This is a genomic window from Neisseria dentiae (assembly GCF_014055005.1).
Lineage (GTDB): Bacteria > Pseudomonadota > Gammaproteobacteria > Burkholderiales > Neisseriaceae > Neisseria > Neisseria dentiae.
The window spans coordinates 2,648,817-2,663,334 of sequence record NZ_CP059570.1; the positions used below are offsets into that span (position 1 = coordinate 2,648,817).

The following is a 14,518-nucleotide window of genomic DNA, read 5'->3' on the forward strand; positions in this document are numbered from 1 at the left end:
GCATGGATGCCAATATCCGGGCTGCCTGCCGTTTATTTTTCCTGCTTTTTCAACAACACCGAAGCCAGCAGCAGATAGCCCAAGGCAAACGCGGCCAGCACGGCGTATTCCAGGGCAAAATCGGTCAAGCCCAGCCCTTTGCTGAAGCCGCCCATGCTGATGCGCTGGAACCATGAGGCGGGAAAGCCCATTCCCATCGCATAAGCGCCGCCGCTTAAGCTGGAAAGCGGGTGGATGATGCCGGAAAAATTGACGGTGGGAATCATGGTGCCCAGCGCGGCAATGAAAAAGGCGGCGGTTTGCGAACGGGTAAACGACGACACCAGCAGCCCCAAACCCGTTGATGCGCCCACCAGCAGCAGCGAGCCGAGCAGCAGCGCTACAAACGAACCCTTGAGCGGCACACCGAACCAAAACACCACCATCGCCGTCAGCATCACGAAATTAACCGCGCCGGACACCAGATACGGCAATTGCTTGCCCGCCAGATATTGCAGCACCGAAGCGGGCGAGGCATACAGATTGGCAATCGAGCCGATTTCGCGCTCGCGCACCACCGACAGCGCGGTCATGATGGCGGGGATCATCATCAGCACCATCACCAGAATATTCGGCACCATGCCGTTCAAGCTCTTGAATTCGGGGTTATACATAAAGCGCGGTTCGAGGGCGGCGGGCGTGGGCGGCTCGATGCCGCGCCGTTTCAACACGTCGCGGTTGTAGCTTTCGAGCAGGGCGCCGGCATAGCCCGAAACGGTGTTGCCGTTGAACGGCGCGGTGCCGTCCACATACAGCGCCACTTCCGGCTGCCTGCCCAGCGCCACATCGCGCCCGAACGCGGGCGGAATATCCACCACCAACACCGCCCGTTCGCTTTGCAGCGCCCGCTCGGCCTCTGCCTGCGAGTGCACCGGCGGCACTTCGGCAAAATAGGCCGAACCGCGGAAATATTCGGCCAAACGGCGGCTTTCGACGCTTTGGTCGCGGTCGAGCAGGGCAAAGGTGAGGTCGTCCACATCGTAGGAAATGCTCCAGCCCACCGAAGCGAGCATAATCACCGGCCCCATCACCGCAAAAAACAGGCGGATTTTGTCGCGCAGCAGCTCTTTGGCTTCGCGGGCGGCGAAGGTCCACACCGTGGCGAACCAATAGGCCAGCGTATCGGTTTGGTGTGGTGTTTTTTGATTGTTTGGGCTTTCAGACGGCCTGTTGTTTTCAGACAGGCCGTCTGAAACACCGGCTGCCTGTTCCCTCTCCTGCGGGAGAGGGTTGGGGGGAGAGCCGCTTTGAGCTGCGACAGCATTGGCCGCAGTTTCCGCCGTTTTGCCCTCTCCCCGACCCTCCCCCACGGGGGAGGGAGTCAGGCCGGCGGCAGGTGTTGCCGTTGTGCCCGCCACGGGTTCCTGCTTGTGCGGGGATAAGCGCTGTTGTTGTGCAGTTGATGAGGCTGGGTTTTCAGACGGCCTGTTGTTTTCAGACAGGCCGTCTGAAAGTTCCGCTGCTTCCCGCGCTTCGTCTTCCACCAAATACTGCACAAATGCTTCTTCCAGATTCGGTGCGCGGTATTGCGCCACCAGCTCGGCGGGCGTGCCCACGGCCAGCACGCGGCCTTTGTGCATAAAGGAAATGCGGTCGCAGCGTTCGGCTTCGTTCATAAAGTGGGTGGACACGAAAATGGTGATTTTGTCCTGCCGCGACAGCTTCAAGAGCGTGCGCCAAAACATATCGCGGGCGGCGGGGTCGACGCCGGAAGTCGGCTCGTCAAGAATCAGCACTTCGGGGTGATGCAGGCAGGCGGCGGCCAGTTGCAGGCGCTGGCGGATACCCAAGGGCAGCGAAGCGGGCTTGGTATCGGCCACGTTTTCCAAATCGAACGCTTTCAGCGCATCGGCCACCGCCTGCGCGCCCGCTGCGCCCATTTGGTAGAGCTTGGCGTGCAGCTCGAGGTTTTGCCGCACGCTCAGCTCTTCATACAGCGAAAACGCCTGCGACATATAACCCACGCGCATCCGCACCGCCATACCGCCCGCATCGACGGGCGCGCCCAACAGCTCGGCGTCGCCTTCGCTGGCGGGCAGCAAGCCGGTAAGCATTTTCATGGTGGTGGATTTGCCGCAGCCGTTGCTGCCCAAAAAGCCGAAAATCTCGCCTTTTTCGATCTTGAAGCTCACATGATCCACTGCGGTAAAACTGCCGAAGCGTTTGGTCAGCCCGTGCGCTTCCATCGCTGGCGGCGAGGCGGGGTCGGGCACAAACGGTGTCATCTCCAGTCCGCCCGAACCCTGCTGCTTCTCGGGCGGCAGCATTTTGATATAGGCTTCTTCCAGCGTGGCGGCGCCGTAGGCGGCCAGCACTTCGCGGGTGGGGCGGTTGGCGAGCAGCCTGCCGTCGTCCATCGCCAGCAGGTGCTCGAACTGCTCGGCCTCGTCAATATAGGCGGTGGCCACCAGCACCGTCATGCCCGCCTGCTCGGCGCGCAGCGCGTTGACCAGCGCCCAGAACTGGCGGCGCGACAGCGGGTCGACACCGGTGGTCGGCTCGTCGAGAATCAGCAGATCGGGCGAATGCACCAGCGCGCAGCACAAACTGAGCTTCTGCTTCATGCCGCCCGAGAGCTTGCTCGCCGCGCGGTCGGGAAACGGTGCCAGGCCGGTGGCTTCCAAGAGCCGCGCAATCCGCGCCTTGCGCTGGGCCGCCCCCAGCCCGAACAGCCGCGCGTGAAAATCAATGTTTTCATACACGCTTAAGGTGGGATACAGGTTTTTGCCCAAGCCCTGCGGCATATAGGCGATGCGGTGCGATAATGCCTGCCGCGTTTGTTTGTCGGCCATATCGCCGCCCAACACCCGCACTTCGCCCGCCTGAATCACCCGCACGCCGGCAACCAGCGACAGCAGCGTCGATTTGCCCACACCGTCCGGCCCGATCAAACCCACGGTAACGCCGCACGGAATAGTAAGCGACACATCGTCGAGCGCAAGGGTTTTGCCGTAGCGGTGGCTGACGGCTTGCAGGGAAACGGCGGGGTGGAAGTTATTTTGCATGGTTTTTTTTCAGACGGCCTTTTTAGTGGGAAATTGGGTTTTGACCCAACCATTTTTAAGCGGTAACTGTTGGTTGTTGGGTTTGCAATCTAAACCAACGGTTACAACCAGCGCCGTGTATTACGGCAATATGTTTGGTATGCCGCCCCGAATTTTGCCGACAATATCCGCTCTTCAGGCAGGATTTGAAAACGGTGTATATAGGCGGCGAATCCGGCCACACCCAGCCAAGCGGCAGCCTGCCCCAGCCACAATGCCCAGCCGGCCAGCATCAACACCATCCCCAAATACATCGGGTTGCGGCTGAAACGGTAAATGCCGTCTGAAACAATACCGCTACTCTGCTTGGGCTCCAGCGGATTAACAGTGGTGCCGACGCGCTTGAAAGCCGCAATACCGGCCGCAATCACACCGGCTCCAGCCGAAAACAGCAGCAATGCCAACAACGGCAGCCGAGGCAGAAGGGTATCGGGCAGCAATTTTGCAGACAGCCACATCAGCAAAGCAGCGACTATCAGCACCAATACGGGCGGGATTTTTAATTCCATTTTTCAATGCCTTTTTTTGTCAAATAAATTTGCAGTTAAATCTTCTCCCAACAAATCTTTTGGCGTGCCCACCCAAGCGACGCCTACTCTTCCACCGATCGTTTACCCAAAATCACCACATCGGCAACAAAGGTTTCCATATCGCACACCTGCGGCAACCGCCCCCATTCGCTAAAACCCAGCGAGGAAAACAGGCGGATGCTGGGGGTATTGTGGGCGAAAATCACGGCGATGATGTTGCGGATACCCAAGGCGGGTGCCTGCGCGCACATGTATTCGGCGAGCCGCCGCCCCAAGCCGCTGCCGCGTGCGTCTTGGTGTACATAAATGCTGATTTCGGCGCTGATGCGGTAGGCGTGGCGCGGATGGTAGTCGCTGAAGCTGCTCCAGGCCAGCACCTGCCCGGCGGTGCTCTCCACTACATACAGCGGGCGGTTGCCGCCGTGGGCGTCGAACCAGGCTTGGCGGCTCTGTGTGCTGACGGGCTGCAAATCGGCGGTGGCTTGGCGGCCGGCGATGGTGCTGTTGTAAATGGCAACGATGGCGGGCAGGTCGGCCTGCACGGCGGGGCGGATGGTGTGCGGTTGCATGGTGGTTTCCAAAACGGGGGTTGTTTTCAGACGGCCTCAGGCCGCGGATTAGTTTTATAGGATTTTTAAAAACAATGTGTTAGAGTATTCAAAAATGCCTGCTGTTTCTGCTTCCCTTTGCTTTGCCCAAGCAAGAAAGGAGTGTGTCATGCGCTTGCATATCGGTTCGATCATTGTTTTGATCTGCGGTTTGACCGCGCTGATTCCCGGCCTGATGGTGCTGTTCGGCTTCGGCGGCTGGGTGCACGATCTGCTCGACCAACCCATCGGCGCCATCGCGCTCTTGGTAATCGGCGGTTCGTGTATGCTGGCGGCGTTTTTCCCGCTGCTGGCCACCTATCTCACCCGCCGCGAACAGGGCAAACCGCCGTTTGAAGACGACGGGGAAGACGGCAGCGGGTAAACGCTGCATCGGCTGCATTCATTATTAAATATGCTTGGCTAAGCCGCTTAAAAATCTTTGCCGCTGCTCAGCGGAGGAAGTGTTAATTTTGCCGAAATTCACCCATTTCCCCCTGCCTACACCCACACCTTTGAGTGTGTGCCTGATAATGGCTTTTTCCATCACATTGCCGCAGAAATATTTCAGATAGAAAGTCGGCGCGGTGGAAGTTGTCAGCAACAGGGCTTCGTGAATGTTGGTCAGTTTGCCGCGCAATCCGGTTTTGGTTTCGGTATAGGCCAGCGTTTTGAGGAACACTTTATCAAAAAAGCCTTTAACTACTGCCGGCACATCCGCCCACCAAACGGGAAAAATCAATATCAGCCTCTGTGTTTCCTGCAAAATCTGCTGGTAGGAGAGCACCAACGGATCCGTTGCCTGCCCGCTGTTAAACAAAGCCAACTCTTCTGTGGTGTAAACGGGGTTAAAGCCGTCGGCATACAAATCAATTAAGCGGCAGGGTTCGCCTTTGGCTTCCAGCAGACTGAGTGTTTCCTGCAAAACTGCATGATTGAAACTCTGATTGTAGGGATGGGCATAAATAATGGTTGTTAAAGCCATTTTGCTGCTCCTTTCATCTTTAGGTGACTGTTTAAAGCAAAAATTTCTCCCCGCATTAACTGTATTTTTCAGACGGCCTCTTCGCCGCCCCTGTCCAACACCGCCACGGCTGCGCGCAGCCATTGCCAGGCCAGGGCCTGTTGCTCGGCACCGGCGTTCCACAAGGTGTCTTCGCCCATCACGCTGTATTCGCCGGCCGTATGCAAATCAATGTTTAGCCCGTTTTCGATGGCTTGGTGGTAGCGGGCGTATTCGCCGTCGAAATAAAATTTTTCCAATTGCCGCATAATGGCTTCGCCGCGCCGCCAGTCTTGCCGGGCGGCTTCGAGTTTGGGCAAAAGCTCGGTCCATTCGCGGTAAAGCTGCTGGATTTCGTTAATGCGCGCCTGTGCGGCGGCGGCATCGGGCAGGGTGTTCATATTATTGCTCCGCATCAGGGTTTGGGCGCGCTGGCGGGCTTTTCCGCGCGCTCTTTTTCGGCCTGTTGTTTCTGGCGTTTTTCCAGCTCGCGCTGGCGTTTTTTGCTTTCGCGCACGCGGCGGCTTTTTTCGAATTTGTCGTTGATGCGTTCGATAACCGAGCGTTTGTTTGCCTGCGCCGCCTGGCTGTGCGCGGCGGGCAGAATCAGGGCGGCGGCCAGCAGGGCGGCGATCAGTTTGGTTTTGTTCATGATATCTTCCTTTGCAAAGGGTTTACTGCGGCAGCTTTACTGCCAGTTCAGACGGCCATTGCGCTTTGTCGTCCAAGCGCACATAGCCGTTGCCCGTCATGCCGCCTTTTAATAACCCTTTATATTGCAGGGCGGTTGCTTCGGGCATTTTCAGTTTCACTTTAAACATCAGTTTGGCGCGCTCGTCGGCGGTTTCCACGTTTTTCGGCGTGAACTGGGCATCGGCGGCGATAAATGCAATTTTGGCGGGAAACACGGCGGCAATGCCGTCGAGCACAATCCGCGCCTCGCCGCCCACTTTCAGACGGCTCATCTGGCCGTTGGGCAGAAAGATATTCATCGACACATCGGCCGGATCGAGCAAACTCACCACTTTGCTGCCCGAAGCGATCACGCTGCCCTCTTCGGCGATTCTGTATTCCACCCTGCCCGCTTTCGGGCTGCGGATCAGCATATCGTTGTTGGCCGACGACGCTTCGCCGATTTGCGCCTGCGCGGCGTTCACTGCCGCCCGCGATTCGGCGCGTGCGGCTTTGGCGGCCTGCACCGATGCGGCGGCGCTGTCGCGTTCGGCGCGCCGTTTGCTCACTTCGCTGTCGGACACCAAATCGTCGCGCCGCATTTGCAGCGCGTTATCCAAATCGAGTTGCGCCACTTTCAGCCGCTGCTCGTAGGCTTTGATTTCGGCATCGGCGCGGGCGGTGCTTTCTTCGGCGCGCTGTTTCTGCGCTTTGGCCGCTTCCACGCGGCTGGTGCTGGTTTCCGACGACAATTCGGCCAACACGTCGCCTTCTTTCACTTCGTTGCCTTCGTCCACCCGCATTTTCTGCACCCGCCCGGGGTAAAGGCTGGCTACATCCAAGCGGTTGAGTTCCAAACGCCCGTTGGATTGGGCGAAGCCTGCGGGCAGGCCGCTTTGGTGCCGCTGCTGATACATATACCAACCGCCGGCGGCCAGCGCGGCGAGAAGCAAAACGGCGGGAAGCAGTTTTTTCATGGTTTTTCCTGCGGGTGTTGGTTGCCGAACAAGGCGCAAAGCGCCCAATCTATGCGTTGGATAACGGCCTCGTTGCTGATTAAATAAGGGAATTCGGCGGCAATCAGCGGCGGCGCCAGCCCTGCCGACTGCAAATGCGACGCCACAATCATCGGTTCGATAACGCCGCCCATGATAAAGCCGAAATACTGCGACAAAGCGGCGGGCGGCAGTTCGCCGTTTTCTATCCCTTCCGCCAGCAGCCCCGTCAGCACGGCCACATGGCGCGAGCCGTGGTTTTTGATAAAGGCGCTCACGCACTCCGCACCGCTGCTGCTGTCGGCAAAAATACGGTGTACCCACGGCAGGTTGTCGCGCGTGAAAAACGCCACGAACGCCAGCGCCGCACGCAGTTTTTCGCGCACGGGCGCACCGGCGGGAATATGCAGTATCAGCCGCTCGAAACCCTCGCCGTATTTCTGCCGCAGCAATTCGCCCACAAACGCATCTTTGCTGTCGAACAAATGGTGGAACATGCCCGGGCTTAAACCCGCTTCAGCCGCCAGCAGCCGCACCGACACGCGGTAGCCGTGCTGCGGGTAAAGGCGCATACCGGCCTCTAAAAACTGCGTGCGAGCCTGCGTGGTCATAAGCGCATGATTTGGTTATTGGACATTTGTCCAGTATAGTTTCAAAACCAGTGCAAGGCAAGCGGCAGGCAGCCGCAGCAAACGGTTGAAGCAGCGGCATAATCCCGTTAAACTTCGCCAACCGTTCAGGCCGTCTGAAAAAAACGCAAACCTTTGCCAAGCAAACCGCAGCAAACCCGCCGGTTTTTTCAGACGGCCTGCACACAACAGAAGCCGCTGCAAACATTGCGCTTGCAGCTTGAGCACGTCAGCGTCATTGCGCCGCTGCGAAACCGAAACAGAAGGCCCTCTATCATGACCGTCGCCCCCGTTGCCCTGCGCCGCCAAAGCGAGCGCAAACCGCACCAAACCGCCCAATATTGGCGAAAATGCCAGGTTGAAGAACTGTTTGAAATGCCGTTTCTCGACCTCGTTTACAAAGCCGCCGAAGTCCACCGCGCCCACTTCAACCCCCGCGAAATCCAGCTTTCCACCCTGCTTTCCATCAAAACCGGCGGCTGCCCCGAAGACTGCGAATACTGCCCGCAGTCGGCGCACCACAACACCGGCCTCGAAAAATCGAAAATGATGGACGTGGAAGAAATCCTCAAAATCGCCCGCACCGCCAAAGCGCGCGGCGCCAGCCGCTTCTGCATGGGCGCGGCCTGGCGCGGGCCGAAACCGAAAGACGTGGAAACCGTTTCCGAAATCATCAAAGCCGTGAAAGGTTTGGGGCTGGAAACCTGCGGCACCTTCGGCATGCTCGAAGAAGGCATGGCCGAAGATTTGAAAAACGCCGGGCTGGACTACTACAACCACAACCTCGACACCGACCCCGAACGCTACAACGACATCATCCACACCCGCCAACACGAAGACCGCATGGACACGCTGGGCAAAGTGCGCGGTGCGGGTTTGAAAGTGTGTTGCGGCGGCATCGTCGGCATGAACGAAACCCGCCCCCAGCGCGCCGGCCTGATAGCCAGCCTCGCCAACCTCGACCCGCAGCCCGAGAGCGTGCCCATCAACCAGTTGGTAAAAGTGGAAGGCACGCCGCTGGCCGACGCCGAAGATTTGGATTGGACGGAATTCGTGCGCACCATCGCCGTGGCGCGCATCACCATGCCGCAAAGCTATGTGCGCCTTTCGGCAGGCCGCACCGCCATGCCCGAAGCCATGCAGGCGATGTGCTTTCTCGCCGGCGCCAATTCGATTTTCTACGGCGACAAACTCTTAACCACCGGCAACCCCGAAACCGACGGCGACCGCCTGCTGATGGAAAAGCTGGATTTGCACCCGCTGCAATATCAGGCGCGGGAGTGATTTCCGTTAGACACGGTTCCAAAAACCTGTTCCGTTCTACCCGGACTTGGTTCGGGTAGAACGCAAACGCTGCTTGAGAGGCTGATATGGATTTTGCAAAAAGGCCGTCTGAACATTTTCAGACGGCCTCTTACCTACCACCATTTGACTGCATTAATCAGATACCCTGCCGCAGCCAGCAAACCGATAATCGCGATGACCCAAAACCGTTTACCCGATAAGTTCAGAATCGCCATTATTATTCGATCAGTCGGTTGAATATTCATAAAAAATATCTCCTTTCAAAGGGTGGTTTCAAAAGACATTTGAAATTTCAGTATCTAAAAAACTTCAAATGCGGTAGGCGAATTAAAACATCCCGCAAATGCTTAAATACACTGACATGCTTCACTGTTGTATTTTGTGTTTTTGATTTGAAAACAAACAATAAAAAGGCCGTCTGAAAACATTTTCAGACGGCCTCTCTTCACGCTTACCCCCCCGCAACGCCTACGCCGCAGGCGGCAGCATCTTCAAATAATTCAAAGCGATAAACTGCTTGTCGGCATCCACTTCGGCCACCGAAAGCAGCAGTTGCGATTTGGGCAGCGCGTCAAACGGAATGCCTGTGGCGCGCACGGCCAGCGGCAGGCCGTCGATGCGCACCAAATCTTCTTTCAGCAGCGTGGCCTTCAGCTCTTTCAACCCCTGCTGGCGGATATACACCAAGCTCCAGTAGCCCTCCATTTTGCGCTGGAAATCGGCATAGGCGGTGTAGGCCGCGTCGAAATCGCGCAGGGCGGCGAACAGGGCGGTGTCGTTGCTGTGAAACAGCGGCTCGGCTTCACTGTTTATCAGGCTGAGCAGCTGCTTTTGGTTGATATAGTCGGCGGCGCGGCGCAGCGGCGAGGTGAACCAGCCGTAGTGCTGCACGCCCATGCCGCTGTGCGGTTCGGATTGGGTGCTCATGCGCACTTTGCTGTTGCCGGGCTGCACGCGGAAAAGGCCGGGCAGGCTGTTTTCATCGAGCATCTGCGCCCATGTGCTGTTGGCGAGTATCATCATTTCGCTCACCAGCGTGTCGATGGGCGAGCCGCGCTCGCGGCGGGAAACGGCCACGCTGCCGTCTTCGTTCAACCCGATGCCGTAATCGTATTGCGGGGCGCGGTCCGGCTCGTATTTGCCGCGCGCTTTTTGGCGGGCTATGGCGAAGCGGTGCAGCCAGATTAAATCCTGATGGTGGTTGAACATGGCCTGCCCTTCGGCATCGAGGCCGGTTTCGGCGTTGAAGTGCGGCTCGATGGCTTGGATGCGCAGGTTTTCGGCGATATAAACGGCTTCGATTTTGTGCACGGGCGCGCTGATGTTGAAATCGGCGTCAACGTCGAAATAAATGCTCACGGCGGGGCGGTGGCCGCCGGCATCGAGGCTGAAGGCGGCAATCCAGTTGTCGGGCAGCATGGTGATTTTGCCGCCGGGAAAATACACCGTGCTCAGGCGCTCCATAATGGTTTTTTCGATGGCGCTGCCCGAGGCAACGGCCAGCGCGGGTGCGGCGATGTGGATGCCCACGCGTTTGGTGCCGTTGCCCAAATCGGTAACGCTTAAGGCGTCGTCCACTTCGGTGGTGTCTTCGTCGTCGATGGAAAACGCCTGCACAGCGGCCTGCGGCAGTGCTGGCAGCGCGGGCACGGGCATATTGGCAAAGGCCGTGCCTTTGGGAAAGTGTTTGACTTCGAAACCGTCGCGCAGGTATTGCGGAATCGAGGCGACGCCGCCGGTTTGCATGGCCAGCTCCAGCGGGGCGAGTTTGAGCGCGTCGGCGGCTTTGGTGAAGGCTTTGTAGGTGGGCGCCTGTTTGTCGGGCGCGTGCAGGATGGTTTTCAGGTCGGCGGCGATTTCAGACGGCATCTCGCCCTGCTTGAGTGCTTCCGACCAGGCTTCGATTTGCGCGTCCTGCTGTTTTTTACGCTCCACCGCCGCCAGCGCCTGTTTGAGTGTTTCTTCGGGGGCGGCTTTGAAGATGCCTTTGGCTTTTTTATAGAAATACATCGGTGCGGCATAAAGCGCAATCAGCGTGGCCGCCAGCTCGGTTTTGGCGGGCGCGTGGCCGAAGTATTCTTCGGCGATGGCTTCGGCGCTGAATTCTTCTTCGCCGCACACTTCCCACAACAGGTCGGTGTCGATTTCGGCGGCTTCGGCCTGGGCTTGGGCGAGGAATGCGTCCATCGGGGTGTCGAATTCGACAAACACGTTGGCCGCTTTCACTTTGGTGCGTTTGCCGTGCTGGGTATCGGCCTGATAGGTGGCGTCGTTTTTCTGCACCACGGCGGCCACTTTGAATTGGCCGGATTCTTCGTAAAAAATGTTCATATAAAAGCTAAAAGCGCAGTCGGAAAAGCGCGTGATTTTAACAGGATTCGCAAAGGCCGTCTGAAAGGTTTGCGCCGCTTCGGCGGCAGCCCGCCGCCTTTCAGACGGCCTGCGGTCAAACTACTTGCCTAGTACCCGTTCCGTCATACTCGGGCTTGACCCGAGTATCTCCCAAATTTGCTGAAACCCAAGATACTCGGGTCAAGCCCGAGTATGACGGCAGTTGGGTATTTCAGACGGCCTGCGCGGATTTTGCAAAGCGTCCGGCATGGTTGTTAACGGCTCAGTTTTCCTTCTCCCGCCGCGTGTGGATATCGAACTGCGCCAACGTGATGTTGAGCGCGCTCAAACACGGCGACATAATCTCGGCCACGGCCGCATCGACATCGTCGCGGCTTTGGCCGACCGGGCGGTAAACAAACAGCCTGAACAGATCGTTCAGCCCGATGGCTTCGGCATTGGTTTTCAGCACCCAGCCCTGTTTGCCCAAATAAACATAACCGTGGCGGGCGAGTTTTTCGAGCAGTTCGCCCAATTCGTCGTAGCCCATATTGATATGCGGGCGGAAATCCTGCACCCTGAGCGCGCCGCCGGTTTGCTGGGCTTCGTGGAGCAGCAGCAGGATTTTCAACACATCGTCAAACCGCCCGCGCGCATCGAAACCGCGCCGGAACGCTTCGCCCTGCCAGTAGGAAAGCGAAGCGGTGAACACCGCGCCGGAGAGCACCAGCATCCACAGCAAATTGAGCCACAGCAGAAAAAACGGCACCGCCGCAAACGCGCCGTAAATCAGCGTGTAGCCCTTAAACGTGCCGATATACCACGCAAAACCGTAACGCGCGGCTTCGAGCAGCACCGCCGTTACCGCCGCCCCGAGCAGCGCATGGCGGGCGGGCACGAAGCGGTTGGGCACCAGCCGGTAGAGCAGCCACAGCAGCAGCGTGCTGAACAATATCGACGCGCTGATGCGCACCGCCGCCGCCAGCAGCGGGTAGTTTTCGCCGAACGGGCTGTATTTGAGCAGCGACGACCACAGCGACAAACCCACGCCCAACGCCAGCGGGCCGAACGTGAGCAGCGCCCAATACACCAGAAACTGCATCATCAGCGGCCGCTGCGTGCCCACGCGCCAGATGCGGTTGAACGTTTGGTCGATGGTTTGGATCAGCATCAGCGAAGTAACGCCCAGCATAATGATGCCGATGGCCGTCAGCCCGCTGGCTTTCTCTTTAAACGCATCGATATATTCAAACAAAGTGTCCGCACCTTGCGGCACGATGGTTTGGTTGACAAACTGAACGAAAGAAGCGGAAAGCTCGTCGAACACCGGAAACGCCGACACCACCACCAACGTTACCGTCAAAACCGGCACCAGCGCCAAAAGCGTGGTAAACGTGAGGCTGGCCGACACCTGCGGCACGCGGATTTCCATAAAACGGCGGTACACAAACCACGCAAACCCGCCCAAACGCGAAGCGCGCACGGCTTGCCACCAAGATAAATCAGGCATATTCTTCCACTTTCTTCTTTTTACCGGTTTAAAGTTTTCAGACGGCCCAACCCTGTTGGCAGTGTTACAAGCCGAGACCTTTGCAAAAATACCTTAAGGCCGTCTGAAATGTTTAAATCCCGTCATTCCCGCGCAGGCGGGAATCCAGATGGAAATATTGAAGTATTGATTAAACAAATACTTGAATGCCAAGCACCCGGATTCCCGCCTGCGCGGGGGAGCGCAGCTGACTTGCGAAGCTAATGACGGAAATCAGATTTTTCAGGTGGTGTTGAATTTTGCAAAGGTCTCAGGCCGTCTGAAACCTACCCAATTGTAACGGAAAGCCGCAATGAGCCAAAACCCTTTGAAAATACTTGTTTTATACTATTCCCAACAAGGCGGCACGCAAAACCTCGCCCGCCAGATTGCGCGCGGCATCGAAAGCGTGGCCGGCTGCGAAGCCGTGCTGCGCACCGTGCCGAAAGTGTCTGCCGTGTGCGAAGCGGTCGAAGCCGGCATTCCCGCCGAAGGCGCGCCCTATTGCAGCGCCGAAGACCTCAAAACCTGCGCCGCCCTCGCCCTGGGCAGCCCCACCCGCTTCGGCAACATGGCCGCCGCCATGAAATACTTTATCGACGGCACCATCCCGCAATGGCTGGGCGGCGAACTCATCGGCAAGCCCGCCACCGTGTTCACCAGCACAGCCAGCCAGCACGGCGGGCAGGAATCCACCCTGCTCACCATGATGCTGCCCCTGCTGCACCACGGCATGATTATCAGCGGCGTGCCGTTTAGCGAAGCCGCCCTCAACCAAACCCGCAGCGGCGGCACGCCCTACGGCGCATCGCATGTGGCCGGAGCGCAAGGCAGCCCCGAATTGAGCAGCGAAGAGCAGCAAATCGCATTCGCCCAAGGCAAACGCCTGGCCGAGCTGGCAGTGAAACTGGCCGTCTGAAAAAATTTTTTTTACCTTATACGCACACAACAGGAGAAACCCGCATGACCGTATTACCGAGCAAACCCGCGCTGGAAACCGCCTTAAGCCACCGCTCCATCCGTAAATTCACCGGCGAGCCGATTGCCCCCGAAATGCTTCAAGCCGTGCTCGCCGCCGGGCAGGCCGCCTCCACATCAAGCTTTATGCAACTGGTGCACATCGTGCGCGTTACCGATGCCGAAAAACGCAAACAGCTGCGCACCGTGGGCGCCAACCAACACTACATCGAAACCTGCGCCGAGTTTTTAGTATTCTGCATCGACTTGGCCAAACACAAAAAAATCGCCCCCGACGCGCAAACCGACTGGACGGAAATGACGCTGATGGGCGCAATCGACGCGGGCATCGCCGCGCAAAACGTGCTGCTCACCGCCGAATCGCTGGGCTTGGGCGGCGTGTATATCGGCAGCCTGCGCGACGACATCAACGCCACCGACCGCATTCTGAATCTGCCCGAAAACGTAGTGCCGCTGTTCGGCATGTGCTTGGGCCACCCCGCCCAAGACCCGATTATGCGCCCGCGCCTGCCCGCCGCCTGCGTGGTGTCCGAAAACGGCTACGCCCCGCTCGACGACGCGCTCTATGCCGGATACGACGCCACCGTGGCCGACTACTACCAGCGCCGCAGCAATCTGGATTTGAACTTTACCAAACAGGTGCGCAACACGCTCTGCCACGAAGTGCGCCCCGACATCCTGCCGTTTTTGCAGCGCAAAGGCTTGGCGAAACGCTGATCCGGCGCACCGCACCAACCGTTATAGTCAATTAACTTAATAAAAAATATACACATCATACTCGGGCTTGACCCGAGTATCTCAAGTTTCAGAAAAGTTTGGGATACTCGGGTCAAGCCCGGGACCTTTACAAAATTCGTTTAGGCCGTCTGAAACATCC

The 14,518-nt window shown here is 58.0% G+C and carries 15 protein-coding genes; 4 read left to right on the forward strand and 11 right to left on the reverse strand.

Features of this window, described 5'->3' with window-relative positions; translation table 11 throughout:
• Window positions 1-32: 32 nt before the first annotated feature.
• The 3 genes from H3L92_RS12390 to H3L92_RS12400 all read right to left on the reverse strand — a co-directional run bounded on the left by H3L92_RS12390 (window position 33) and on the right by H3L92_RS12400 (window position 4,182).
• The gene (locus H3L92_RS12390) at window positions 33-3,044 is read right to left on the reverse strand and encodes an ATP-binding cassette domain-containing protein (protein WP_085365856.1); all 3,012 of its coding nucleotides are present in this window, start codon (window positions 3,042-3,044) and stop codon (window positions 33-35) included.
• Window positions 3,045-3,145: 101 nt separating this feature from the next.
• Window positions 3,146-3,592 carry a methyltransferase family protein gene (locus H3L92_RS12395; RefSeq protein ID WP_085365857.1) on the reverse strand — a complete coding sequence of 149 codons (447 nt, stop codon included), beginning with the start codon at window positions 3,590-3,592 and terminating at the stop codon, window positions 3,146-3,148.
• An 83-nt stretch (window positions 3,593-3,675) separates the two neighbouring features.
• Window positions 3,676-4,182: a GNAT family N-acetyltransferase gene (locus tag H3L92_RS12400; RefSeq protein ID WP_085365874.1), complete on the reverse strand. Its 507-nt coding sequence runs from the start codon at window positions 4,180-4,182 to the stop codon at window positions 3,676-3,678.
• 148 nt (window positions 4,183-4,330) lie between these two features.
• On the opposite strand from H3L92_RS12400, the gene H3L92_RS12405 reads away from it, so the two are divergent.
• Window positions 4,331-4,585 (forward strand): hypothetical protein, encoded by a 255-nt coding sequence (locus H3L92_RS12405; protein WP_085365858.1) that lies wholly within the window; start codon window positions 4,331-4,333, stop codon window positions 4,583-4,585.
• Between the two features lie 24 nt (window positions 4,586-4,609).
• On the opposite strand, the gene H3L92_RS12410 is transcribed toward H3L92_RS12405, so the two are convergent.
• The 5 genes from H3L92_RS12410 to H3L92_RS12430 form a co-directional block, all read right to left on the reverse strand.
• Window positions 4,610-5,185: an NAD(P)H-dependent oxidoreductase gene (locus H3L92_RS12410; RefSeq protein ID WP_085365859.1), complete on the reverse strand. Its 576-nt coding sequence runs from the start codon at window positions 5,183-5,185 to the stop codon at window positions 4,610-4,612.
• A 68-nt stretch (window positions 5,186-5,253) separates the two neighbouring features.
• On the reverse strand, window positions 5,254-5,604 hold the full coding sequence (locus tag H3L92_RS12415) for a DUF4298 domain-containing protein (protein ID WP_085365860.1): 351 nt from the start codon (window positions 5,602-5,604) through the stop codon (window positions 5,254-5,256).
• Window positions 5,605-5,618: 14 nt separating this feature from the next.
• Window positions 5,619-5,855, reverse strand: a complete 237-nt coding sequence (locus H3L92_RS12420) for a hypothetical protein (protein WP_085365861.1) — start codon at window positions 5,853-5,855, stop codon at window positions 5,619-5,621.
• A 22-nt stretch (window positions 5,856-5,877) separates the two neighbouring features.
• On the reverse strand, window positions 5,878-6,852 hold the full coding sequence (locus H3L92_RS12425; protein WP_085365862.1) for an HlyD family secretion protein: 975 nt from the start codon (window positions 6,850-6,852) through the stop codon (window positions 5,878-5,880).
• Window positions 6,849-7,481 carry a TetR/AcrR family transcriptional regulator gene (locus tag H3L92_RS12430; protein ID WP_085365863.1) on the reverse strand — a complete coding sequence of 211 codons (633 nt, stop codon included), beginning with the start codon at window positions 7,479-7,481 and terminating at the stop codon, window positions 6,849-6,851. Before H3L92_RS12430 ends, H3L92_RS12425 begins: the two co-directional genes overlap by 4 nt.
• A gap of 294 nt (window positions 7,482-7,775) precedes the next feature.
• On the opposite strand from H3L92_RS12430, the gene bioB reads away from it, so the two are divergent.
• Window positions 7,776-8,783, forward strand: a complete 1,008-nt coding sequence (gene bioB, locus H3L92_RS12435; protein WP_085365864.1) for a biotin synthase BioB — start codon at window positions 7,776-7,778, stop codon at window positions 8,781-8,783.
• A gap of 134 nt (window positions 8,784-8,917) precedes the next feature.
• On the opposite strand, the gene H3L92_RS13480 is transcribed toward bioB, so the two are convergent.
• From H3L92_RS13480 to H3L92_RS12445, 3 genes are all read right to left on the reverse strand, one after another.
• Window positions 8,918-9,049: a hypothetical protein gene (locus H3L92_RS13480; RefSeq protein WP_259345786.1), complete on the reverse strand. Its 132-nt coding sequence runs from the start codon at window positions 9,047-9,049 to the stop codon at window positions 8,918-8,920.
• A gap of 223 nt (window positions 9,050-9,272) precedes the next feature.
• Window positions 9,273-11,135, reverse strand: coding sequence for a ribonuclease catalytic domain-containing protein (locus H3L92_RS12440; protein ID WP_085365865.1), 1,863 nt, complete (start codon window positions 11,133-11,135; stop codon window positions 9,273-9,275).
• Window positions 11,136-11,418: 283 nt separating this feature from the next.
• Window positions 11,419-12,645 (reverse strand): YihY family inner membrane protein, encoded by a 1,227-nt coding sequence (locus tag H3L92_RS12445; protein ID WP_085365866.1) that lies wholly within the window; start codon window positions 12,643-12,645, stop codon window positions 11,419-11,421.
• Between the two features lie 331 nt (window positions 12,646-12,976).
• Here H3L92_RS12445 and wrbA point away from each other — a divergent pair, with 331 nt between their 5' ends.
• Both wrbA and nfsA read left to right on the forward strand, forming a co-directional pair.
• On the forward strand, window positions 12,977-13,582 hold the full coding sequence (gene wrbA / locus H3L92_RS12450) for an NAD(P)H:quinone oxidoreductase (protein ID WP_085365867.1): 606 nt from the start codon (window positions 12,977-12,979) through the stop codon (window positions 13,580-13,582).
• Between the two features lie 44 nt (window positions 13,583-13,626).
• On the forward strand, window positions 13,627-14,358 hold the full coding sequence (gene nfsA, locus H3L92_RS12455; RefSeq protein WP_085365868.1) for an oxygen-insensitive NADPH nitroreductase: 732 nt from the start codon (window positions 13,627-13,629) through the stop codon (window positions 14,356-14,358).
• Window positions 14,359-14,518: the final 160 nt, after the last annotated feature.

Bases quoted from the DNA above. Each gene is read 5' to 3' on its own strand.
- H3L92_RS12390 (WP_085365856.1), bottom strand. From the start codon at position 3,044: ATGCAAAATAACTTCCACCCCGCCGTTTCCCTGCAAGCCGTCAGCCAC.
- H3L92_RS12395 (WP_085365857.1), bottom strand. From the start codon at position 3,592: ATGGAATTAAAAATCCCGCCCGTATTGGTGCTGATAGTCGCTGCTTTG.
- H3L92_RS12400 (WP_085365874.1), bottom strand. From the start codon at position 4,182: ATGCAACCGCACACCATCCGCCCCGCCGTGCAGGCCGACCTGCCCGCC.
- H3L92_RS12405 (WP_085365858.1), top strand. From the start codon at position 4,331: ATGCGCTTGCATATCGGTTCGATCATTGTTTTGATCTGCGGTTTGACC.
- H3L92_RS12410 (WP_085365859.1), bottom strand. From the start codon at position 5,185: ATGGCTTTAACAACCATTATTTATGCCCATCCCTACAATCAGAGTTTC.
- H3L92_RS12415 (WP_085365860.1), bottom strand. From the start codon at position 5,604: ATGAACACCCTGCCCGATGCCGCCGCCGCACAGGCGCGCATTAACGAA.
- H3L92_RS12420 (WP_085365861.1), bottom strand. From the start codon at position 5,855: ATGAACAAAACCAAACTGATCGCCGCCCTGCTGGCCGCCGCCCTGATT.
- H3L92_RS12425 (WP_085365862.1), bottom strand. From the start codon at position 6,852: ATGAAAAAACTGCTTCCCGCCGTTTTGCTTCTCGCCGCGCTGGCCGCC.
- H3L92_RS12430 (WP_085365863.1), bottom strand. From the start codon at position 7,481: ATGACCACGCAGGCTCGCACGCAGTTTTTAGAGGCCGGTATGCGCCTT.
- bioB (WP_085365864.1), top strand. From the start codon at position 7,776: ATGACCGTCGCCCCCGTTGCCCTGCGCCGCCAAAGCGAGCGCAAACCG.
- H3L92_RS13480 (WP_259345786.1), bottom strand. From the start codon at position 9,049: ATGAATATTCAACCGACTGATCGAATAATAATGGCGATTCTGAACTTA.
- H3L92_RS12440 (WP_085365865.1), bottom strand. From the start codon at position 11,135: ATGAACATTTTTTACGAAGAATCCGGCCAATTCAAAGTGGCCGCCGTG.
- H3L92_RS12445 (WP_085365866.1), bottom strand. From the start codon at position 12,645: ATGCCTGATTTATCTTGGTGGCAAGCCGTGCGCGCTTCGCGTTTGGGC.
- wrbA (WP_085365867.1), top strand. From the start codon at position 12,977: ATGAGCCAAAACCCTTTGAAAATACTTGTTTTATACTATTCCCAACAA.
- nfsA (WP_085365868.1), top strand. From the start codon at position 13,627: ATGACCGTATTACCGAGCAAACCCGCGCTGGAAACCGCCTTAAGCCAC.